This window comes from Streptomyces yunnanensis (assembly GCF_029011865.1).
Taxonomy (GTDB): Bacteria; Actinomycetota; Actinomycetes; order Streptomycetales; family Streptomycetaceae; genus Streptomyces; species Streptomyces yunnanensis.
On sequence record NZ_CP095749.1, the window covers coordinates 7426431 to 7448172 of the forward strand.

Sequence of the window (21742 nt, forward strand, 5' to 3'; positions counted from 1 at the left end):
GGGCGGGGCCGTGCCGCGCCCTATAACGCCGTTACAGGAAGGTGTGGCCCTCGCCCCGGTACGTCGGCACCGTCCCCACCACCCGGTCCCCCTCGATCAGGTGCAGCTCCGCGAACCGCTCGCACAGCTCCCCGGCCTTGGCGTGCCGGAACCACACCTTGTCGCCGACCGCCAGCCCGTCCGCCGCCGCCCCCAGCAGCGGCGTCTGCACCTCGCCCGGCCCCTCCTGCGGGTCGTAGCGCAGCCCGGCCGGCAGATACGGCTCCGGCAGCCGATCCGCACCGGCCACCCCCGACGCCGGATACCCGCCCCCCAGCACCGTGACGACCCCGGGCCCCGGCCGCCGCACCACCGGCTGGGCGAACAGCGCCGCCGGACGCCCGTGGAACGACCGGAAGTTGTCGAACAGCCGCGGGACGTACAGCCCCGAACCGGCCGCGATCTCGGTGACCGCCGCCTCCGCCGCGGTGTGCTGCACGCTCCCCGTCCCGCCGCCGTTGACGAACTCCAGCCGCGGCGCCACCGCCCGCACCGCCCGCACCGCCTCCCAGCGCCGCCGCGCCAGCTCCTTGCGGGCCGCCGCCTGCATCACCCGTATCGCCCGCGAGAACACCGGCTTCCCGGCGACCTCGTCGCCCACCCCCGCCACGTGCCCCTCGTAGGCCATCAGCCCCACCAGCCGGAACCCGGGGCGCCGGACCACCGTCCGGGCCAGCGCGGCGAGCGCCCCCGGATCCCGCAGCGGCGACCGCCGCGCCCCGACCCGGACCCGCCCGGCCAGCACCCGGTACGAGGTGTCCAGCTCCAGGCAGACCCGGATCTCCTCGCCCCGGCCCGGACCGGCCGGGCGCGCGGCGTCGATCAGATCCAGCTGCGCCGGGTCGTCGACCATCACCGTCACCGCCGCCGCGAGCCCCGGGTCACCGGCCAGCTCGGCGAACCCGGCCCGGTCCGCCGACGGATACGCCAGCAGCACGTCCGGGAACCCCGACCGCGCCAGCCACAGCGACTCGGCCAGCGTGAAACTCATGATCCCCGCGAAGCCCTCGCGCGCCAGCACCCGCTCCAGCAGCGCCCGGCAGCGCACCGACTTGCTCGCCACCCGGATCGGCTTCCCCTTCGAACGGCGCACCAGATCGGCGGCGTTGGCGTCGAAGGCCGTCAGATCGACGACGGCCAGCGGCGCGTCGAGGTGGGCGGTGGCCCGGTCGTACGGGGTCTGCCCGGCGCGCGGGAGTCCCCCCTGCACGAGCGGGGAGGGGCGCTCGGGGGAGCGGCGGCGGGCCCGGGGAAGGGCGCTGTCGGCGGGCGCGTCGGTGGAGTGCGGGGACATGGCCGCAGCCTGCCAGACCCCGCTACCACTGGGTAGGGGGACGAACCGCATCGGAAGTGACGCCGGAGCGCCGAGGGGTTGGAGCAGTGACCGGGCCAGCCCTTACAGTGGCTCGACACCGCAACCAGCAGGTCAGCGGCGTGATGTCCGGATACGAACCACCCTGCCCCGATTGTCTGTCGGGTCCGGGGCACACCGTGCGAAGGGGAGCGCTGGTGAGCGCCGACGCCGATTACGCCGATGCTCCGCGCATCCCACCCATACCCCCGCGCCCGCCGCACCGCCCCGCCGCGCCGCCCGCCGACGAGGACCCCAGGACCACCGTCCTGCGCCCGGTCCCCGCCGACCCCACCGTCCCCCCGCCCGCGGCCCCGGCCACCCCCTCCGCCACGCCGCCCGCCGCCCGGCAGCCGCTCCCCGCCGAGACCGCCCCGGCCCCGGCCGCCCCGCCCCGCCCGTCGGCCCCGCCGACCACCCCGCCCCCGCCGCGCACCGAGCCGCCGGCCGCCCCGCCGCGCCCCGGCCGCGCCCCCGGTCGTTCCGCGACACCGCCGCCTTCCACCTGGCCAACAGCGCCCCCCTGTGGGACGAGTCGTCCGACCACCCCGCGAGCCCCCCGCCGCCCGCCGCGCCCCCGCCCCCGCCTCCCCCGGCCTGGCCGGCACCTCCCGCCCGCCCCACGGCGGACGAGCCCGCCCCCCGTCGCCCGCTGGCCGACCGGCTGCCCGGCACCCGGGTCGTCGCCGCGGCCGCCGGCCTGGTCCTCGGCGTCGGCCTGATCGTCGGCGCGGCGGCCGGCAGCTGGCTCGCCGAAGCCCCCGCCAAGGGCGCCCCGACGCCCGAGAGCATCTTCGCCAAGGGCCAGGACGCCTGGCGCAACACCCCCGTCGACACCCTCTTCCCGCGCACCGTCGAGGGCCTGGCCGCCGGCCCCGGCGGCGCCGACCGGACCTGGACGCGGATCGCCGTCGCCCCCGACACCGACTGCACCGCCCGCTACGAGGGCCCCCTCGCCAAGGAACTCGCCCCGGCCGGCTGCGCCCGCCTGCTGCGCGCCACCTACGTCGACGCCACCCGCACCCACGTCATCACCGTCGGCGCCCAGACCACCAGGGCCGACCGGTCCGGGATGATGGACCTCAACGCCCGCTTCAGCACCAACGACCTGGCCGACCACAAGGCCCTGATGCCGCTGCCGCTGGCCGCCAAGGGCACCCCGGCAGAGGACTTCGGCCCCGCCCAGCGGGCCAGCTGGACGGTGCGGATACTCACCGACGTCCCGGTCGTGGTCTACACCGTCTCCGGCTTCGCGGACGGCCGAGAGATCACCGACCCGCAGCCCGCCGACGCCGCGGTCCAGCCCGGGACCGCCACCACCGCCGCCGAGTCCGGACTCGGCCACGACGCCAAGGGCCTCGCGGACAAGATCAGCGCGGCCTTCCGCACCGCGTCCGGCGTCCCCGCCCGGTCCACGGAGGTGGCGTCATGATCAAGTCCGCGCTGCGGGCCGCGACCATCGCCCTGACCTCCGCCGCCCTGGCCGTCCTGCCCGCGCTGCCCGCCCGGGCGGACGCCATCCGCGCCCAGCAGTGGGGCCTGACCGCCATCCACGCCCAGGAAGCCTGGCAGACCACCAAGGGCGCCGGGATCACCGTCGCCGTCCTGGACACCGGCGTGGACGCGGACCACCCCGACCTCAAGGGCCAGGTGCTGCCGGAGAAGGACCTGATCGGCTTCGGCGCCCGCCCCGGCGACGACGCCTGGGCCCAGCACGGCACCGGCATGGCCAGCGTCATCGCCGGCCACGGCCACGGCACCGGCCGCTCCGACGGCATCCTCGGCGTCGCCCCCGAGGCCAGGATCCTGCCGATCCGGGTGATCCTGGAGGACCACGACCCCGACCGCCGGCGGGCCCGCGACCAGAAGCCCGGCGCCCTCGCCGACGGCATCCGCTGGGCCGCCGACCACGGCGCCGACGTGATCAACATGTCCCTGGGCGACGACAGCGAGACCGCCCACCCCGACCCCCGCGAGGACTCCGCGATCCAATACGCCCTCGGCAAGGGCATCCCGGTGGTCGCCTCGGCCGGCAACGGCGGCGAGAAGGGCAACCACATCTCCTACCCGGCGGCCTACCCGGGCGTCATCGCGGCCACCGCCGTCACCCACCTGGACGCCCGCGCCTCGTTCTCCACCAGCCACTGGTACGCCACGGTCAGCGCGCCCGGCTACGACATCCTCATGGACGACCACGGCACCGGCTACCTCTCCGGCCAGGGCACCAGCCCCGCCGCCGCCTTCGTCTCCGGCGCCATCGCACTGATCCGCTCCGCGCACCGCGACCTCAGCCCCGCACAGATCCGCGACCTGCTGACCAGCACGGCCCAGCACCGCCCCGAAGACGGCCGCAACGACGACTTCGGCGCCGGCCTCGTCGACCCCGCCGCCGCCCTCAAGGCCGCCGCGGACCTCGCCCCCACCCCCCAGAAGCCGGCCCCCGTCGCCTACCCCCACCGCTACTTCGGCCCCGGCCCCGTCACCGACCCCGCCGACGACACCCCCGTCAACTGGCTCCCCTGGACCCTCGCCGCCACCGGCCTGGCCCTCACCACCGCCTCCTACTTCGCCTGGCGCACCCGCCCCACCGGCCCCCCGAGGCACACCCCCACCCACCCGTAACCCACCCACAACAACCCACCCGCCACCGCACCCAACAACCCCGCACCGCAGGCGCACAAGGCGAACCCCCACGGCGGGAAATCCCGACAACGTGGGGAGCCGCCGACCGCAGGCCCACGGCGGGAAACTCAACAACGTGGGAAGCAGCCAGCCGCAGGCGGATACGCTCAGGACCGTGCAAAAGAACATCCCCAACCCCGGTTTCGCCGACGACGACGGCTCCGCCGACCCCGCCCTCGGCGCGGCGCTCGCGGCCTACGCGACGGACCCGGCCACCGAACCCGCCCTGCTCGCCGCCCTGGCGGACGCCCGCCTCCTCGTCCCGGTCGTGGCGGTCCTCGGCGAGGTCGAGACCGGCCCCGACGGGCTGCGCCGGGAGAAGACCAGCGACATGGCGGTGCCCACCCTCACCGCCCCCGACGGTCGCCGCGCCCTGCCCGCCTTCACCTCCATGGAGACCCTCCAGCGCTGGCGGCCGGACGCCCGCCCGGTCGCGGTGCCGCTCCGCCAGGCGCTGCTGGCCGCCGCGCACGAGCAGGCCGACACCGTCGTCCTCGACCTGGCCGGACCGGTCACCTACCAGCTCACCGGCGCCGCCCTCCGGGCCCTCGCGGAGGGCCGGACCAGCGCCGACCCGCTCGCCGACCCGGCCGTCACCGAGGCGCTGCGCGCCCTCCTCGTCGCCGAGCCGGCGGTGCACGTCGCGCGTCTGACGCGGTCCGCGGAGACCGACGGCACCCTCGCCCTGGGCCTCGCCCCCGGCGCCGTCCCCGCCGAGGCCGCCCAGCGCCTGGCCCAGGCGCTCGCCACCGACGAGACGCTGCGCGCCCGACTCGTCCGCGGCCTCGACCTGGCCCTTCTGCCGCCCGGCGCCGACGCCTCCGGAGACCTCCTCTACCAGCGCTGATCCGCCGGCAGCCGGGCCGGCCGGACGCTCCTCGCGGCGGGCCCGACGGCTCGCCCGCCGCCCGCGCCCAACGGGCGGCGCCGCTCTCCGGGCCGCACAATGCCAGGAGAGCTCAAGATCCACGCGAGGAGAGCCCATGGAGACCACGGAGACCCGCACGGTCGTATCCGAATTCCTCGGCACGTTGCTCCTGGTGTTCTTCGCCGTCGGCGCGGCAGTGCTGGCCGGCGAATACATCGGCACCTTCGGCATCGCCCTGGCCTTCGGCTTCGTCATGCTGGCGCTTGCCTACGCGCTAGGCCCGATCTCGGGCTGCCACATCAACCCCGCGGTGACGCTCGGCATGCTGGTGGCCCGGCGCATCACGGTCCGGACCGCCGTCGAGTACTGGATCGCGCAGATCCTCGGCGGCATCGTCGGCGCGGCCCTGCTCTTCCTGGTCGCCAAGCAGGTCCCGGGGCTGCAGACCCACGCGGCCTTCGGCACGAACGGCTGGGGCGACCGTTCGGCGGTGCACATCAACCTCGGCGGCGCGTTCGTGGCCGAGATCGTGATGACCTTCCTGTTCGTCTTCGTCGTGCTCGGCGTCACGCACAAAGTGGCGGTGGTGGGCTTCGGCGGCCTGGCGATCGGTCTGGCCCTGGCCACCGTCCACCTCATCGGCATCCCGCTGGACGGCACCTCGGTGAACCCGGCGCGGAGCCTGGGCCCGGCCCTGTTCGCGGGCGGCGCGGCGATCACCCAGGTGTGGTTGTTCCTCATCGCGCCACTGATCGGCGGTGCGCTGGCGGCAGTGGTGCACCAGATCACCCACCCGCCCCAGGAGCCGGTCGTGGTCGCCGACCGGGCCGCCCGCGGCGAAGCGAAGACTTCGGGCGAGCCGCCGGCCTCCGGCGACCGCGCCTGAGGGCGCGGGTCGTGGCCCCGTACGCACACGAGCCCCGGCCGGAGCGGATCCGGCCGGGGCTCGTCGTCGCCGTGCGGGGCTACCCGCCGGGCTCAGCCGTATACCGGCCCGGTGAACTTCTCCCCGGGGCCCTGGCCCGGCTCGTCCGGGACCACCGACGCCTCGCGGAAGGCGAGCTGGAGCGACTTCAGGCCGTCCCGCAGCGGCGCCGCGTGGTAGGAGCCGATCTCGGTGGCGCTGGCGGTGACCAGCCCGGCCAGCGCGTGGATGAGCTTGCGGGCCTCGTCCAGGTCCTTGTGGTCCTCGCCGCCCTCGGCGAGCCCGAGGTTGACCGCCGCCGAGCTCATCAGGTGCACCGCGACCGTGGTGATCACCTCGACCGCCGGCACGTCCGCGATGTCCCGGGTCATGGTCTCGAAGTCGGGCCGGGCCGCGTCGCCGGTCTCCGGGGCGGTCGGCTGCTGGGGGGTCTGCTCGCTCATGTGCTGGCGCTTCACTTCCTGCTGGACGGGTCGCCCCCAGCCTATGGCCCCGGTCCGGCGACCCCGCGCCCGGGAGCGCCGGACAGGCGCCGGCGGGGCGGCGGCGGGCAGCGGCGGGCGCCGGACCGGGCGAGGGCCCGGCGCACAGGAGTGGGGCTGCCCTCTTGACTCGTGTATTCTGGTGTTCCGACCGGCCGGACACGCATGTGACCGGCCCACAAGTGGAGGCTCCGATCTCCCACCCGACCGATCTCAGGTTGGCGGGTCAACGGTCTGGCTGCGCCCCGCGGAGATTTCGCGGCGGTGCTCCTGATCCACGTGGAGCCCCGCCTGTGTCCCGTCCGGGGCGTTTTTCGTATGCCGGCGCGGTTGGTCACACCGAAACAGACGTTACGCGGCAGTCCGCCAGGCCGTCGCGTGGTGCTACCGAGGAGGATCCATCAGCGCCGAGCCCCGCATCAACGACCGGATTCGCGTCCCCGAGGTGCGACTCGTCGGTCCCAGTGGCGAGCAGGTCGGCATTGTGCCGCTTGCCAAGGCCCTGGAGCTTGCGCAGGAGTACGACCTCGACCTGGTCGAGGTGGCGGCGAACGCCCGTCCGCCGGTCTGCAAGCTCATGGACTACGGAAAGTTCAAGTACGAGTCGGCCATGAAGGCCCGTGAGGCGCGCAAGAACCAGGCGCACACGGTCATCAAGGAGATGAAGCTCCGGCCGAAGATCGACCCGCACGACTACGACACCAAAAAGGGTCACGTCGTCCGGTTCCTCAAGCAGGGTGACAAGGTCAAGATCACGATCATGTTCCGTGGTCGTGAGCAGTCGCGCCCCGAGCTGGGCTTCCGACTGCTCCAGCGGCTCGCGGAGGACGTCCAGGACCTCGGCTTCATCGAGTCGAACCCGAAGCAGGACGGCCGGAACATGATCATGGTCCTCGGTCCGCACAAGAAGAAGACCGAGGCGATGGCCGAGGCCCGCGAGGCGCAGGCCGCCCGCAAGGCGGAGCGCCAGGGCGTTGCTCCCGCGGAGCCCGCTGAGGAGCACGCCGAGGCGTGAGCTCTTGGGTGAGCCGCCCCGGATCCAGGCCGGGGCGCCAGCCCCGGAACAACCGATACATCTGACGCTCCCGCGTGCCGGTCCCCGCCGGTGGGAGCGCCACTGACGAGGAGAGAACGGCGCATGCCGAAGAACAAGACGCACAGCGGTGCCAGCAAGCGCTTCAAGGTCACCGGCTCCGGCAAGGTCCTGCGCGAGCGCGCCGGCAAGCGCCACCTGCTCGAGCACAAGTCGTCCCGCGTGACGCGTCGCCTCACCGGCAACGCCGAGATGGCCCCGGGCGACGCCGCGAAGATCAAGAAGCTTCTCGGCAAGTGAGCCGGGGCGCTCCGCCGCACGGGCGGGGCGCACCGTCCCGACCGGGACCTAACGTCGATTCGGGCTGTGTGACGAACAACCACGGCCCCGCTACAAGGAGTTAACAAGTGGCACGCGTCAAGCGGGCAGTCAACGCTCACAAGAAGCGCCGGGCGATCCTGGAGCAGGCCAGCGGCTACCGCGGTCAGCGCTCCCGCCTGTACCGCAAGGCCAAGGAGCAGGTCACCCACTCCTTCGTCTACAACTACAACGACCGCAAGAAGCGCAAGGGCGACTTCCGTCAGCTGTGGATCCAGCGCATCAACGCCGCTGCCCGCGCCAACGGCATGACCTACAACCGCTTCATCCAGGGTCTGAAGGCCGCCAGCATCGAGGTGGACCGCAAGATCCTCGCCGACCTCGCCGTGAACGACGCCGGTGCGTTCGCCGCGCTGGTCGAGGTGGCCCAGAAGGCGCTGCCGAGCGACGTCAACGCCCCGAAGGCTGCTGCCTGAATCGCGGCCTGACGGCGTCGTGACGATGTGACGACGTTGTGATTGCGGACCCGCGGGCCCCGGCCTGCGGGTCCGCCGCGTTTCCGGGACTCCCGGGCCCTTCCCCCCCGCGCTCTCGACCCCGTTCGAGCGGGGGCGACCCCCCTCGTCCGCACCGGGCCCCCGCACCGAACGAAAGAAGCGAGCCGCCGCCCATGGGCACCCCCGAGCTGATCTCCCCGCGTTCCCCGCGAGTCGCCGCCGCCCGGCGGCTGGCCCGGCGGCACTTCCGGGGCAAGGAACGCCGGTTCATCGCCGAGGGCCCGCAGGCCGTCCGCGAGGCCGTCGCGCACCGCGCCGGCGGATCGCCCACCCTCATCGAGCTGTTCGCCACCGTCGAGGCCGCCGAGCGGCACGCCGAGATCGTCGAGGCGGCCCGGGCGGCGGGGGCGCTGGTGCACTTCGCCGACGACAGGACCGTCGCGGACGTCTCGCAGACCGTCACCCCGCAGGGGCTGGTGGGCGTCTGCCGGTTCCTGGACTCGCCGTTCGAGGAGATCCTCGCCGCCCGCCCGCGGCTGGTGGCCGTGCTGGCCAACGTGCGCGACCCCGGCAACGCCGGCACGGTGCTGCGCTGCGCGGACGCCGCGGGCGCCGACGCGGTGGTGCTGACCGACGCGTCCGTGGACCTCTACAACCCCAAGTCGGTGCGGGCGTCGGTGGGTTCGCTGTTCCACCTGCCGGTCGCGGTGGGCGTGCCGGTGGAGCAGGTGGTGACCGGACTGCGGGGCGCCGGGGTGCGGATCCTGGCCGCCGACGGGGCCGGCGACCGCGACCTGGACGCGGAGCTGGACGCCGGTTCCATGGGCGGGCCGACCGCCTGGATCTTCGGCAACGAGGCGTGGGGGCTGCCCGAGGAGACCCGGGCGCTGGCCGACGCCGTCGTCCGGGTGCCGATCCACGGCAGGGCCGAGAGCCTCAACCTCGCGACCGCCGCCGCGGTCTGCCTGTACGCCTCCGCGCGGGCCCAGCGCGCCACCGGAGGGTGCCGCGCGACGTCACCCGCCGGAGGGGCGTAGCCGCGAACCCGACGGTGGGGCCGGGCCGAGCTAGTAGTCTTGCCAGCTCCGGCCCGGGAGGGGGTAACACGGCGATGACGGCGAGGACTTCGGCCAGTACTGCCACCGCTGGTGGCTGCCCGCCCGAGGAGTCCGGCGCGGATCTCGGGCTGGCCCCGGACGACCTCCCCGACGGTCTGGTCGTCGCCGACGAACACGGCCGGGTGATCTGCTTCAACGCCGCCGCCGCCCGGATCACCGGCATCGAGCCGCCGCAGGCGCTGGGCCGCCCGGTCGGCGACGCCCTGCCGCTGCAGGACATCGAGGGGCGCCGCTGGTGGCAGCTGACCGACCCGTACGGGGGACTGGCCATCCGCCGCGGCCAGCCGGAGCGGAACCTGCTGCTGGGCGGTCGCGAGGTGCTGGTCTCGGCCCGTTACGTCCGCAGTCGGCCCACCGGCCCGGTGCGGCGGCTGGTGATCGCGCTGCGCGGCACCGAGGCCCGGCGGCGCACCGAGCTGAGCCACGCCGAGCTGATCGCCACCGTCGCCCACGAGCTGCGTTCGCCGCTGACCTCCGTCAAGGGCTTCACCGCGACCCTCCTCCAGAAGTGGGAACGGTTCACCGACGACCAGAAGCGGCTGATGCTGGAGACGGTGGACGCCGACGCCAACCGCGTCACCCGGCTCATCGCCGAGCTGCTGGACATCTCCCGGATCGACTCCGGGCGGCTGGAGGTCCGCCGGCAGCGGGTGGACATGATCGCCGCGGTCCGGCGGCACGTACAGGCGCAGACCACCGCGGGCCAGCTGCCGGACCGCTTCCTGATCCGGATGATGGAGCCGCTGCCCGATCTGTGGGCAGACCCGGACAAGGTGGACCAGGTCCTGGGCAATCTCCTGGAAAACGCCGTGCGTCACGGCGAGGGAACGGTCACCATCGAGGTGGGACCGGCGAAGGAGACCGGCGGCGGAGAGGGGACGAGCGTCACCGTGAGCGACGAGGGCCCCGGCATCCCCGAGGAGTCGATGAGCCGCGTTTTCACCCGTTTCTGGCGGGGCAGCAAGCGCGGCGGCACCGGGCTGGGCCTGTACATCGTCAAGGGCATCGTCGAGGCGCACGGCGGCACGATCACGGTCGGCCGGGCCCCGGCCGGCGGCGCCCAGTTCCGATTCAGCCTGCCCGTCGCGGCCCCTGCCTTCCTGGCATGAAGAGGGGCCGCGAAGCGTCGGACAGGGGTGGTGGCCGGGCGACGGGCGGGCGGCGGGCGCCGCGCGACGGCCCGGACAGGGCCGACGGCGGGTCCGGGAGGGTCCGCCCCTTAGACTTGACCTTTGGCGCACAGGCATCGCGGACACGCGGGCGCAGAGCCGAGGCGAAGCGAGCCGCGCCAAGCCACACCACCGGAAGCACGGGAAGAGATGTCCGCACCCAATAAGTCGTACGACCCTGTCGAGGTCGAAGCCCTGAAACCGGAAGAGATCGCCCGACGGGTCGACGAGGCGCTGGCCGCCATCGCCGCCGCGGGTGACCTCGACGCGCTCGCCCAGGCGAAGATCGCGCACGCCGGTGGCACATCGCCGCTCGCCCTCGCCAACCGCGAGATCGGCGCCCTCCCCCCGCAGGCCAAGGCGGACGCCGGCAAGCGCGTCGGCCAGGCCCGCGGCCGGGTCAACCAGGCGCTCAAGGCCCGCCAGGAAGAGCTGGAGGCGGAGCGTGACGCGCGCGTCCTGGTCGAGGAGGCGGTGGACGTCACCCTGCCGTACGACCGGGTCGCGCCCGGCGCCCGGCACCCGCTGACCGCCTTCATGGAGCGGGTCGCGGACGTCTTCGTGGCGATGGGCTACGAGATCGCCGAGGGCCCCGAGGTCGAGGCCGAGTGGTTCAACTTCGACGCCCTGAACTTCGTGCCGGACCACCCGGCGCGGCAGATGCAGGACACCTTCTTCGTCCAGGGCAACGGCACCCAGGGCGACGAGTCGGGCGTGGTGCTGCGCACCCACACCTCGCCGGTGCAGGCCCGCACGCTGGTCGACCGCGAGCCGCCGGTCTACGTCGTCTGCCCGGGGCGGGTCTACCGCACCGACGAGCTGGACGCCACGCACTCCCCGGTCTTCCACCAGATCGAGCTGCTGGCCGTCGACGAGGGCCTGACCATGGCGGACCTGAAGGGCACCCTGGACCACATGGTCCGGGCGCTGTTCGGCCCGGACATGAAGACCCGGCTGCGGCCCAACTACTTCCCGTTCACCGAGCCGTCCGCCGAGATGGACATGGTCTGCTACGTCTGCCGCGGCGCGTCCGTGGGCGACCCGGACCGGCCGTGCCGCACCTGCTCCAGCGAGGGCTGGATCGAGCTGGGCGGCTGCGGCATGGTCAACCCCAAGGTGCTGGTCGCCTGCGGCGTCGACCCCGAGAAGTACAGCGGCTTCGCCTTCGGGTTCGGAATCGACCGGATGCTGATGTTCCGGCACAACGTGGAAGACATGCGCGACATGTTCGAGGGCGACGTCCGGTTCACCCGGCCGTTCGGGATGGAGATCTGATGCGGGTCCCGCTTTCTTGGCTGCGGGAATACGTCGACCTGCCGGCGACGACGACCGGCCGCGACGTCCAGGAGAAGCTGATCGGGGTCGGCCTGGAGGTCGAGACCGTCGAGCAGCTCGGCGAGGGCCTGAGCGGTCCGCTGGTCGTCGGCCAGGTGCTGACCATCGAGGAGCTGGAGGGCTTCAAGAAGCCGATCCGCTTCTGCACGGTGGACGTCCGCCAGGCCAACGGCACTGGTGAGCCGCAGGAGATCGTCTGCGGTGCGCGGAACTTCGCGGTCGGCGACAAGGTCGTCGTGGTGCTGCCCGGCGCGGTGCTGCCCGGCGACTTCAAGATCGCCGCTCGCAAGACCTACGGCAGGACGTCGCACGGCATGATCTGCTCCGGCGACGAGCTGGGCATGGGCGACGACGGCACGCACGGCATCATCGTGCTGCCGCCGGAGTACGAGGTCGGCATCGACGCCATCGAGCTGCTGGAGCTCCGCGACGAGGTGCTGGACATCGCCGTCACCCCGGACCGCGGCTACTGCCTGTCGATGCGCGGCGTGGCCCGTGAGGCGGCCATCGCGTTCGGGCTGCCGCTGCGCGACCCGGCGCTGCTGGACGTGGCGCCGCCGAACGCCGGTGGCTACCCGGTCCAGGTCGGCGACCCGATCGGCTGCGACCGCTTCACCGCGCGTACGGTGACCGGTCTGGACCCGGAGGCCCGCACCCCGCTCTGGATGCAGCGCCGGCTGCAGAAGGCCGGGATGCGGCCGGTGTCGCTCGCCGTGGACATCACCAACTACGTGATGCTGGAGCTGGGCCAGCCGCTGCACGCCTACGACCGGACGACCGTCGAGGGTCCGATCGGCGTCCGCCGCGCCACGCCCGGCGAGGAGCTGGTCACCCTGGACGGCACCAAGCGGGTGCTGGACGGCGAGGACCTGGTCATCACCGACAACCGCGGCCCGATCGGGCTGGCCGGCGTGATGGGCGGCGCCAACACGGAGATCGCCGCGCCGGTCGCCGACCCCGGGACCGGGCGGGTGCACGGCACCACCGACGTGGTGATCGAGGCCGCGCACTTTGACGCGATCTCCATCGCCCGGACCGCCCGCCGCCACCGGCTGTCCTCCGAGGCCGCCAAGCGCTTCGAGCGCGGGGTGGACCCGGAGGCGGCGTCCGCGGCGGCCCAGCGGACCGTGGACCTGCTGGTGCTGCTCGCCGGCGGCACCGCCGAGGAGGGCGTCACCGAGGTCGTCTCGCCGCGCGGGCCGCGGACGATCACCATCCCGGCGGACCACCCGGACAAGGTCGCCGGTGTGGCGTACGGGCGGGAGACCGTCGTCCGCCGCCTTCAGCAGGTCGGCTGCGATGTCTACGGGCAGGACGAGCTGGTGGTCACCGTGCCGTCCTGGCGGCCCGACCTCGGCGACCCGAACGACCTGGCCGAGGAGGTCATCCGGCTGGAGGGCTACGAGAACCTGCCCTCCACGCTGCCGCTGCCGCCCGCCGGCCGTGGGCTGACCGAGCGTCAGCGACTGCACCGCCGGGTCGGCCGGGCACTGGCCGGCGCCGGATACGTCGAGACGCTGAACTACCCGTTCACCGGCCCGGCCGTCCTCGACCAGCTCGGCATCGAGCCGGACGACCCGCGACGGGACGCGGTCACCCTGGTGAACCCGCTCTCGGACGAGGAGCCGGACCTCCGCACGACCCTGATCCCGGGGCTGCTGGCCGCGCTGCGCCGCAACTACGGGCGGGGCAACCACGATCTGGCGCTCTTCGAGACCGGTCCGGTGTTCCGGGCGACCGGCACGGAGCTGCCGGCCCGCCGGCTGGTGGTCGACCGCCGGCCGACCGACGACGAGATCGCCTCGCTGGACGCCTCGCTGCCGCAGCAGCCGCGCCGGGCCGCGGTGGTCCTGGCCGGCGCCCGCGAGCAGGCCGGCTGGTGGGGTGCCGGGTACCCGTCCGGGTGGGCCGACGCCGTCGAGGCCGGTCGGGCCGTCGCGCGGGAGGCGGGCGTCGAGCTGATCGTCCGTCAGGACCAGCACGCCCCGTGGCACCCCGGCCGGTGCGCGGCGCTGCTCGCCCTGGTCGACGGCGAGGAGGTGCTCGTCGGCAACGCCGGTGAGCTGCACCCCCGGGTCGTCAAGACCCTCGGACTGCCGGAGCGCACCAGCGCGATGGAGATCGACCTGGACCGGCTGGAGCGGGCCTCGGCCGGTTCGCTGCAGGCGCCGCGGATCTCCACCTTCCCGGTCGCCACGCAGGACGTCGCGCTGATCGTCGACGCCTCGGTGGCGGCGGCGGACGTCGAGGCCGCCCTGCGGGACGGCGCCGGCGAACTGCTGGAGTCGGTGCGGCTGTTCGACGTCTTCACCGGTGAGCAGGTGGGCGACGGCAAGAAGTCGCTGGCCTACGCGCTGCGGTTCCGGGCGGACGACCGGACGCTGACCGCCGAGGAGGCCACCGCGGCCCGGGACGCGGCGGTCGCCGTCGCGGTCGAGCGGGTGGGCGCGGCCCTGCGCGGCTGACGCCCCGCGGCCCCCGTGCCTCGTACGGGCCCCCGTCCACGCTGGTGGGCGGGGGCCCGTCGTGCTGTGCGGGCGGGCGCCGCCGGCCGGTTCGGCGCCGCTTCACACGGGGTGTGAACTCCCCCTGATTACGCTGGACTTACGGAGTCCGTACGTCCTTGGGGGCGAGGCATGGAGCCCAACACGCTGCTCGACGCGATCCTGGACGAGGCCGGTATCTCGCACGCCGGGCTCGCGGCGCGGATCAACCACCTCGGGCGGCGGCGCGGGCTCGCGCTGCGCTACGAGCACACGGCCGTGGCGCGGTGGCTCAAGGGGCAGCGGCCGCGCGGGCAGGTGCCCGACCTGATCTGCGAGATCCTCGGCGAGCGGCTGCACCGGCCGGTGGGCCTGGCCGACATCGGGCTCAGCGTGCCGGGGGCGCGCCAGGCCCCGGGCACCCCGCTGTCCGGGTTCGTCGAGCGGGCCACCGCGCTGTGGCGGTCCGACGAGCAGCAGCGGCCGCACGTGGTCGCGGCGCCCGCGCTCACCGGGACCTCGGCGATCATCCCGGTGTGGGAGTGGGAGAACCCGCCGGAGGACTTCGACGTCTCGCGCGACGGGGTGACCCGGGTCGGGATGGCCGACATCGAGATGCTGCGGGTCGCGCGGACCCACTACGAGCAGATGTACCGGAAGGCGGGTGGTATCGCTACCAGAGCGCGCATCGTCGGATTCCTCAACACCGAGGCGGCGCCGCTGCTGCGGGGCAGCTACAGCGACGCGACGGGGCGTCAGCTGCACCGGGCGACCGGTGGGCTGGTGGCCGTCGCGGGCATCTGCGCGTACGACTCGGACGCTCTCGGGCTGGCCCAGCGCTACTTCCATCAGGCGCTGCGGCTGGCCAAGGCCAGCGGGGACCGCGGACTCGGCGCGTATGTGATCGCGCTGTTGGTCAACCAGTCCCTCTTCGTACGGGAGTACCGCCAGGCGGTCGCCTTCGCGGAGGCGGCCCTGCGCACCGCCGGCGGGCAGCTCACCCCGGCGCTCTCGGCCGACCTCTACGCCATGCAGGCCAAGGCGTATGCGCGGCTGGGCGACGGCGCGGGCGCGCTGGACTGCATCCGGCGGGCCGAGGCCGCGGCGGAGCGGATCCGCCCGGGGCTGGAGCCCGCCGAGACGGGCTATGTGCAGCCGGGCCTGGTGAACGTACAGGTGGCGGAGGCGCTGCTCAGCCTCGGGGACCTGCGGTCCGCCCGGGAGCAGGCGGACGCCGCCGTGGACACCCCCGCACACGACCGCGGCCGGGTTCACCGGCTGGCCATGCTCACTCATATCGAGCTGCGCCAAGGGGATGCGGACCGGGCCGTGGCCAACGCCGCGGAGATGACGGAGCAGGCTCGGGGCATGGAGTCGCAACGCCTGCGGGACCGGCTGCGGGCGGTGCGCGAGCATCTGGCGGAGACCGGGAGCTCCGCGACGGACGCGGCTGCCGATCTCATCGACGAGGTGCTGCGCGTTCCGCTGTGACCGGGCTCGTGTCACCTTGCCGGCCCTCAAGCGGAAGGTGGCAGTTACGTGCGTTGGAACAATCTCAGCGAAAAGCCGGTCTACGCGAATCCCTGGTTCCGGGTCAATCTGGCCGATGTGGAACTCCCCGACGGCCGTCACCTGGATCACTTCCTGATCCGGATGCGGCCGGTGGCGGTGGCCACCGCGGTCAACGAGGCTAATGAGGTGTTGCTGCTGTGGCGGCACCGGTTCATCACCGACAGCTGGGGCTGGGAACTGGCCGCCGGCGTGGTGGAGGACGGGGAGGACCCGGTCGCCGCGGCCGCGCGGGAGATGGAGGAGGAGACCGGGTGGCGACCCGGACCCCTCCAACACCTCCTCTCGGTGGAGCCGTCCAACGGCCTCACCGACGCGCGGCACCACATCTACTGGTCCGACCGGGCGGAGTACCTCGGCGCGCCGCAGGACGACTTCGAATCGGACCGGCGGGAGTGGATCGACCTCAAGCTGGTGCCCGACATGGTCGCGAGGGGGGAGGTGCCGGCCGCGAACATGGCCGCGGCGCTGCTGATGCTGCACCACATCCGGCTCGGCTGAGGCCGGCCGGCCTCAGCGCCCGGACGCCTGCCACAAGGCGGCCGCCATCGCCGCGAGTCCCGTGAGCGCGGCGAGCGAGGGCAGCGGCCAGCGGCGGCTCTCCAACCGCGTGATGCGGGCCTGGAGTTCGTCCGCGTCCCGAGTGTTCTGTTCGCAGCGTTGGGCCTGCAGCCTGAGCTGGCCGTCGACCGTGGCGGTGCGTACGTCGAGTAGGCGTCGCAGCTCCGCTAAGTCGGCGGCGATCGTATCGGGGTCCCGATGGGCGGTCACGTTCCGCTCCTCTTTCCTTCTCCGAGTGACGGTCGGGTGGTTACCCGCACCAGTCAACTACCCAGGGAGGGAAGGCGGGAGCGTGTGCGGCGGGCGGATCCGGGTCAGCGGTTCACACCCCGTGCGAAGTGACACAGCGTGAGCGTTTCGCACGGGGTGCGAACCAGGCGCACGGAGATGGCGCATTCACACGCTGTCATCAACGGCGGGAAGGGAGTTGACTCTTAGTACGGGGGCCGAAGCCGGCGGTCGGGCGCCCGCCGGCCGGGTCCGCCCGCCGAACCATCCCCCGAGCGGCGGGCGGACGGCCCCCGTTTCCCCGTACGTCCTGGCGCTGCGGCTGGTAACGGCCGCCGAGCCACAGGTGCGGGGTGGTGCCCGGGACGTCGTCCCCACCACCCCGCACCGCTGTCAGGTGAAGGAGCGTACGGGGAGCGGGGCGGGGCCGGCGTGGGTGGTACGGGTGAGGTTGATTTCGCATGCGGGACGGTGGTCCTGGTACGCGCCGCGGCCCTCCCGCTGCCCCCGGACGACGCCCCCGAGGGGCGGTCACGGTCGTCCGACGGGGCCCCGTACGACGAGGACCGGCTGCGCCGGCGGATAGCCGAACTCGCCGCCGACCCAGGGCTCATGGAGGCGGTGGGCCTGGCCAGCGCGGGCCTGGCGGCGGAGGTCGACCGCGCCGTCGCGGGGGAGCGGCTCAGGCTCAAGTCCCTGCGCCGGATCGCGCTCTCGCTGACCAAGTACCACTCGCGGATGTCCCACCGACCCACGCCTTTCGGCCTCTTCGCGGGGGTCGGCCTCGCCGGGTTCGGCTCCGTGCCCGCGCGCGAGCCGATCGGCGGCGGGCACCGGGTGACCCGGCCGGACGCGGCCTGGCTGGACGGCGTTCTGGAGACGCTGCTCGACGTCCCCGCCGTGCTGGAGCGTTCGCTGCTCACGGCCAACAACCTGCATGTCGTACGGGACGGCCGGCTGGTGCTGGTCGACGACCACGACCGCGACGGCGAGCGGCAGTTGGCCGGGTCGGTGCGCCACACCAGGGTGGTCCGGCAGCTCCTGGCGGCCGCGGCGCACCCCACGCCCCATCCCCGGCTGGTGGAGGCGGCCAGGCGGGAGTTCCCGCACGCGCCACAGGGCGCGATCGAGGACAGCATCCGGCAACTCGTCCGCGGCCACTTCCTGCTCGGCGACCTGACCCCGCCGCCCGACTGCACCGCCCCCCTCGACCACGTATGCGACCGGCTGCGGGGAGTCGATCACCCCACGGCCCACGAACTGCACGGCCTGCGCGCCGAGTTGCGCTCCCTGGACGCCGCGCCGCCGGACGGCCGGCGCGCCCGGCTGACCGCGGTCGGTGCGCGGATGCGGGCGGTGCGGCCCGGCGCGGACGTCCTCCAGACGGACCTGGCGCCGGCGGTGCGGCTGACCCTGCCGCAGGAAGTGGCCCGGGAAGCGGAACGGGCCGCGACGGTGCTGTGGCGGACCTCTCCCGTCCACCGCGGCAATCCGCACCTGCGCGACTACCACCTGGACTTCCTGGAGCGGTACGGCACCGACCGGTCGGTGCCGGTCCTGGAACTGCTCGACGACGTCCGCGGGCTGGGGCTGCCCCGCGACTACCGTCGGCCCCCCGTACCACCGCCCGCCCCCGGGGCCGCCACGCGCGACCTGGTGCTCGGCGAGCTGCTGATGGCCGCGGCCCGCGGCGGCGGCCGGGAAGTGGTGCTCGACGAGGAGACCGTGCGCGCCCTGGAGCCGGCGGAACGGGGGGCCGCCCCGCCGAGCATGGAGGTGGGAGCCGAGCTGCTGACACCGGGCTGGGACGCCCTGTGCGGCGGGGACTTCCGTCTGGTGCTCGCGCCCGATGCGGTCTCCCCGCTGGCCGGGGCGACCTTCAGCCGGTTCGCGCCGGTGCTCGGCCGGTCGGCCGCACAGGTCCGGGAGCTGGCGCTGCGCACCGAGCGGAGCGCACCGCAGGACGAGATCCCCGCCTGTGTCGCCTTCCGGCCCAGGGTGATGCGGTCCGCCAATGTGTCCGCCGTCCCCCAATGGCTCTCCCATCGCATCCCGTTGGGGGTCGGACCCGCCGCGGCGGGGACGGCCCACGACCTGCGCCTGGAGCACCTGGCGGTCTGCGCGGACACCGACGGCCTCCGGCTCGTCGACACCGTGACCGGCCGAAGGGCCCGGCCGCTGTCGTACTCGATGCTCAACCCCAGCGGCCGCCATCTTCCGTACGTGGCACGGTTCCTGCTGGAGATCGGGCAGGAGGGGCGGTCCTTCTGCGCGCCGTGGAGCTGGGGAGGCTGGGCCGCGGCCCCCGCGCTGCCGCGGGTGCGCCACGGCCGGACCGTGCTCTCCCCGGCGCGCTGGCTGCCGGACCGCGCGCTGCGTGCCGCGGCCGACCGCGGGGACGCGGAGTGGAGCGGACAGGTCGGGCGGTGGCGGCGGCGCTGGGACGTCCCCCGGCGGGTGCTGCTCACCAAGGCCGACCACCGCGTCGCGGTCGATCTCGACGACCCGCTGCACCTCCTGGTGTTCCGCGACGAGGTGCGGCGGGCGGCCCGGACTGACGGTGGTGGAGCGGTACGCAGGGCCGGCGGAACGGCAGTGGTTCCGGGGCCCCGAGGGTGCCCATGCCGCCGAGTTCTTCTTCCCCGTCTTCGCCAGGCCCACCGGCCCGGGCCCGGCGCGCGGCACCCGGCCGGCCGGTCCCGCCGCTTCCGGGCGACGCCGCCACGGGCCGCGGAGCGCGTGCCCATCTGCCCGGTGGCGCGTGGCTCTACGCGAAGATCCATGTGCCGCAGGCCCGCCAGGCGGAGGTGCTGGCCCGCCACCTCGGGCCGTTGACCGATCCCGGGCTGCTGCGCAGGGCCGGCGTCGACCTCTGGTTCTTCGTCCGCTACGAGGATCCGGCCCCGCACATCCGGCTGCGCTTCCACGGCACCCCGGAGTCCCTGTGGCCGGTGCTGCTGCCCGAACTCCACGCCTGGGCGCGGGCGCACGAGGAGGCGGGGGTCGTCGGGAAGGTGGTCCTGGACACCTACGAGCCCGAGGTCGAACGGTACGGGGGACCGGCCGCCCTCCCGCATGCCGAGCGCTTCTTCCACGCCGACAGCGAGGCCGTCGTCGCGCTGCTCGCCGGGTCCGCCGCCCGGCCTGACGATCCGACGTCGGCGGCAGTGCCGGGCATACTCGACATCGTCACCCGCCTCGGCTCCCCGGACGAGGCGCTCGGCTGGCTCAGCAGCCCGGCGGTGCTGGCGCGCCGGGGGGACGTCCCGCGGGAGCGGAAGCAGGCCGTCGCCGCTCTGCTGGACTCCCGCGCCAGGCCCCGGCCGCCGGCCCCGGCGGACGGCGGGGACGCGGGGTGGAGCGCCCGCGCCGCCGCGCTGTCCGGTCTGCGCGAGGTGCTGTCCGCCGACGCGCCGGACCCCGGGCGGCGGGCACGGATCGCCCTGAGCCTGGCCCATATGCACGTCAACCGGCTGCTCGGCCCCCGGCCCGAGCAGGAACTGACCGCGCAGGTGACGGCCCGTGAGGCGCTCGCGCTGTGGCTCGGCCGGAAGCGGAACACCGGATGACCGCACCCCGCGCCCTGTGCGACGAGGCATCGGACACCGCCCACCGCGTCGCCGAGCTGCTGAGCTCGCCGGAGCGGGTGGCCGGCGCCGCCCGTAGCGCGTTCGCCGCGCTGCCGTCCGAGGTGCCGCCGCCCGCCTGGCAGCCCGCATCGCTGCTGCTGGGGCACCCCGGCATAGCGCTGCTGCACACCAGGTGCGCCCGGAACGACGCACGGTACGCGGCGATCGGGCACGCCCATCTCGCGGCCGCCGTGGCGGCGACCACCGACGCCGGCCCGGCCGCGGTCGGTGACCTGCTGCTGCCCGCACGGCTCCATGCGCACGCCCACGGCGGGTACACCCGGCTGCTGGCGCGCTCCGCCGAGGTGCACGCCGCATACGTCGGAGCGCGCGTCGCCCGGCTCGTGACGCGGCGGCAGGAGCACGGCCCGGGGCTGGCGTACGGCGACTACGACGTGATCTCGGGCCTGGCGGGACGGGCACGCGGCCTGTTGGCGGCGGCCGACGACGGCGACGAGCGGTGCGCGCGGGTACTCCACGACGTCCTGGGCTTCCTGGTCGGGATGACGCACCCCGTGCGGCCCGCGGAAGGCGACGGGAGCCGGGTGCCGGGGTGGTGGTGCGCGCCCGACCGCTATCTCCTCCCGCGCGATCGCGCGGAGTTCCCCCGAGGCGACCTCAACGTCGGCGTCGCCCACGGGATCTGCGGTCCGCTCGCCCTGATGTCGCTGGCGTACCGCGCCGGACACCGGGTGCCGGGCATGCGGGACGCCCTGCGCTGCATGGCCGACTGGGTGGTGGGCGTGGGCCGTGCCGACGACCGCGGCAGCCGGTGGCCCGGCCGCGTCGCCGCCTACCCGAGGGCGCCCGGGGAGACCTCCCCGCCGCCCCGGCCGTCCGGGGAAGCGGGCGGGAGCAGCTCACCGGGATGGTGTTACGGGACATCCGGGATCGCCTGGACCCTGCAACTGGCCGGGCAGGCGCTCGACGACCACCGGTTGACGACCCTGGCCCGGGACGCGGTCCGCGGCCTCGTGCACCGCCAGCGGGACGCGGTCACCGCCGTCGATCCGGGCTTCTGCCACGGCCGCGCGGGCATCCTGCACGTCGTCGGTCGGATGGCCGCCGCCGGCGGGTCGGCGGAGTTGTGGGCGGCGGCGGACGCCCTCGCCCGGGAACTCGTGGCGGACTTCGACGCCCGAACTCCCTTCGGCTACCGCCAGGTTCTGCCGCCCTCCGGCACGTCGCGGCCGGCACCGCACCGGGTCCACCACCCGGGGCTGCTGGACGGCGCCGCCGGCATCGCCCTCGCCCTGGCCGACTACGCCGACGCCCGCCGCGGAGAGGCGATCGAGGACACCGCCGGCTGGGACGCGGCGTTCCTCATGAGCTGAAGCGCCCGCCCCCTCCCCGCCGCCCGGGCACGACCACGCGGCCGAACGGGCCGGGTGCCCAGGGACTTCTCAGGGACATGGGCCCGCCGGGACCTCGGTCCGGACGGGCCCACGCCGGTGA

At 74.5% G+C, this 21742-nt stretch carries 19 protein-coding genes; 16 read left to right on the forward strand and 3 right to left on the reverse strand.

What is annotated here, in order from left to right:
* Window positions 1-31: 31 nt before the first annotated feature.
* The gene (locus MOV08_RS32415) at window positions 32-1333 is read right to left on the reverse strand and encodes an amino acid deaminase/aldolase (RefSeq protein ID WP_275309864.1); all 1302 of its coding nucleotides are present in this window, start codon (window positions 1331-1333) and stop codon (window positions 32-34) included.
* A 172-nt stretch (window positions 1334-1505) separates the two neighbouring features.
* On the opposite strand from MOV08_RS32415, the gene MOV08_RS32420 reads away from it, so the two are divergent.
* From MOV08_RS32420 to MOV08_RS32435, 4 genes are all read left to right on the forward strand, one after another.
* Window positions 1506-2822: a hypothetical protein gene (locus MOV08_RS32420; protein WP_275309866.1), complete on the forward strand. Its 1317-nt coding sequence runs from the start codon at window positions 1506-1508 to the stop codon at window positions 2820-2822.
* The gene (gene mycP, locus MOV08_RS32425; RefSeq protein WP_275309867.1) at window positions 2819-4012 is read left to right on the forward strand and encodes a type VII secretion-associated serine protease mycosin; all 1194 of its coding nucleotides are present in this window, start codon (window positions 2819-2821) and stop codon (window positions 4010-4012) included. Before MOV08_RS32420 ends, mycP begins: the two co-directional genes overlap by 4 nt.
* Before the next feature lie 175 nt (window positions 4013-4187).
* A complete protein-coding gene (locus tag MOV08_RS32430; RefSeq protein WP_275309868.1) occupies window positions 4188-4919 on the forward strand; it encodes an SseB family protein in 732 nt (243 codons plus the stop codon).
* Between the two features lie 136 nt (window positions 4920-5055).
* Window positions 5056-5826 (forward strand): MIP family channel protein, encoded by a 771-nt coding sequence (locus MOV08_RS32435; protein WP_039637909.1) that lies wholly within the window; start codon window positions 5056-5058, stop codon window positions 5824-5826.
* 92 nt (window positions 5827-5918) lie between these two features.
* On the opposite strand, the gene MOV08_RS32440 is transcribed toward MOV08_RS32435, so the two are convergent.
* A complete protein-coding gene (locus tag MOV08_RS32440) occupies window positions 5919-6308 on the reverse strand; it encodes a DUF1844 domain-containing protein (protein WP_039637910.1) in 390 nt (129 codons plus the stop codon).
* Window positions 6309-6747: 439 nt separating this feature from the next.
* On the opposite strand from MOV08_RS32440, the gene infC reads away from it, so the two are divergent.
* From infC to MOV08_RS32485, 9 genes are all read left to right on the forward strand, one after another.
* Window positions 6748-7362 carry a translation initiation factor IF-3 gene (gene infC / locus MOV08_RS32445; protein ID WP_078875979.1) on the forward strand — a complete coding sequence of 205 codons (615 nt, stop codon included), beginning with the start codon at window positions 6748-6750 and terminating at the stop codon, window positions 7360-7362.
* A 123-nt stretch (window positions 7363-7485) separates the two neighbouring features.
* On the forward strand, window positions 7486-7680 hold the full coding sequence (gene rpmI, locus MOV08_RS32450) for a 50S ribosomal protein L35 (protein WP_016576627.1): 195 nt from the start codon (window positions 7486-7488) through the stop codon (window positions 7678-7680).
* Window positions 7681-7787: 107 nt separating this feature from the next.
* Window positions 7788-8174, forward strand: coding sequence for a 50S ribosomal protein L20 (rplT, locus tag MOV08_RS32455; RefSeq protein WP_039637911.1), 387 nt, complete (start codon window positions 7788-7790; stop codon window positions 8172-8174).
* A 194-nt stretch (window positions 8175-8368) separates the two neighbouring features.
* Complete coding sequence (locus tag MOV08_RS32460; RefSeq protein ID WP_275309869.1) at window positions 8369-9232, forward strand: TrmH family RNA methyltransferase; 864 nt, start codon at window positions 8369-8371, stop codon at window positions 9230-9232.
* Between the two features lie 74 nt (window positions 9233-9306).
* The gene (locus MOV08_RS32465; RefSeq protein WP_039637914.1) at window positions 9307-10422 is read left to right on the forward strand and encodes a sensor histidine kinase; all 1116 of its coding nucleotides are present in this window, start codon (window positions 9307-9309) and stop codon (window positions 10420-10422) included.
* A gap of 210 nt (window positions 10423-10632) precedes the next feature.
* On the forward strand, window positions 10633-11757 hold the full coding sequence (pheS, locus tag MOV08_RS32470; protein ID WP_039637916.1) for a phenylalanine--tRNA ligase subunit alpha: 1125 nt from the start codon (window positions 10633-10635) through the stop codon (window positions 11755-11757).
* Entirely contained in the window at window positions 11757-14282 is a 2526-nt protein-coding gene (gene pheT, locus MOV08_RS32475) for a phenylalanine--tRNA ligase subunit beta (protein WP_275309870.1), read from the forward strand. The genes pheS and pheT overlap by 1 nt, the downstream gene beginning before the upstream one ends.
* Before the next feature lie 171 nt (window positions 14283-14453).
* Window positions 14454-15791 (forward strand): NsdA family TPR-like regulatory protein, encoded by a 1338-nt coding sequence (locus MOV08_RS32480; RefSeq protein WP_275309872.1) that lies wholly within the window; start codon window positions 14454-14456, stop codon window positions 15789-15791.
* A gap of 48 nt (window positions 15792-15839) precedes the next feature.
* The gene (locus MOV08_RS32485) at window positions 15840-16370 is read left to right on the forward strand and encodes an NUDIX domain-containing protein (RefSeq protein ID WP_039637920.1); all 531 of its coding nucleotides are present in this window, start codon (window positions 15840-15842) and stop codon (window positions 16368-16370) included.
* A 12-nt stretch (window positions 16371-16382) separates the two neighbouring features.
* On the opposite strand, the gene MOV08_RS32490 is transcribed toward MOV08_RS32485, so the two are convergent.
* The gene (locus MOV08_RS32490) at window positions 16383-16640 is read right to left on the reverse strand and encodes a hypothetical protein (RefSeq protein WP_039637921.1); all 258 of its coding nucleotides are present in this window, start codon (window positions 16638-16640) and stop codon (window positions 16383-16385) included.
* A gap of 489 nt (window positions 16641-17129) precedes the next feature.
* Between MOV08_RS32490 and MOV08_RS32495 the strand changes: the two genes are divergently transcribed.
* The 3 genes from MOV08_RS32495 to MOV08_RS32505 are packed head-to-tail and all read left to right on the forward strand — an operon-like array spanning window position 17130 to window position 21621.
* Window positions 17130-19493, forward strand: a complete 2364-nt coding sequence (locus MOV08_RS32495; RefSeq protein ID WP_275309874.1) for a lantibiotic dehydratase family protein — start codon at window positions 17130-17132, stop codon at window positions 19491-19493.
* The gene (locus MOV08_RS32500; RefSeq protein ID WP_275309875.1) at window positions 19442-20227 is read left to right on the forward strand and encodes a thiopeptide-type bacteriocin biosynthesis protein; all 786 of its coding nucleotides are present in this window, start codon (window positions 19442-19444) and stop codon (window positions 20225-20227) included. The genes MOV08_RS32495 and MOV08_RS32500 overlap by 52 nt, the downstream gene beginning before the upstream one ends.
* Window positions 20224-21621, forward strand: coding sequence for a lanthionine synthetase C family protein (locus tag MOV08_RS32505; RefSeq protein ID WP_275309877.1), 1398 nt, complete (start codon window positions 20224-20226; stop codon window positions 21619-21621). The genes MOV08_RS32500 and MOV08_RS32505 overlap by 4 nt, the downstream gene beginning before the upstream one ends.
* The last annotated feature ends 121 nt before the right edge of the window (window positions 21622-21742 follow it).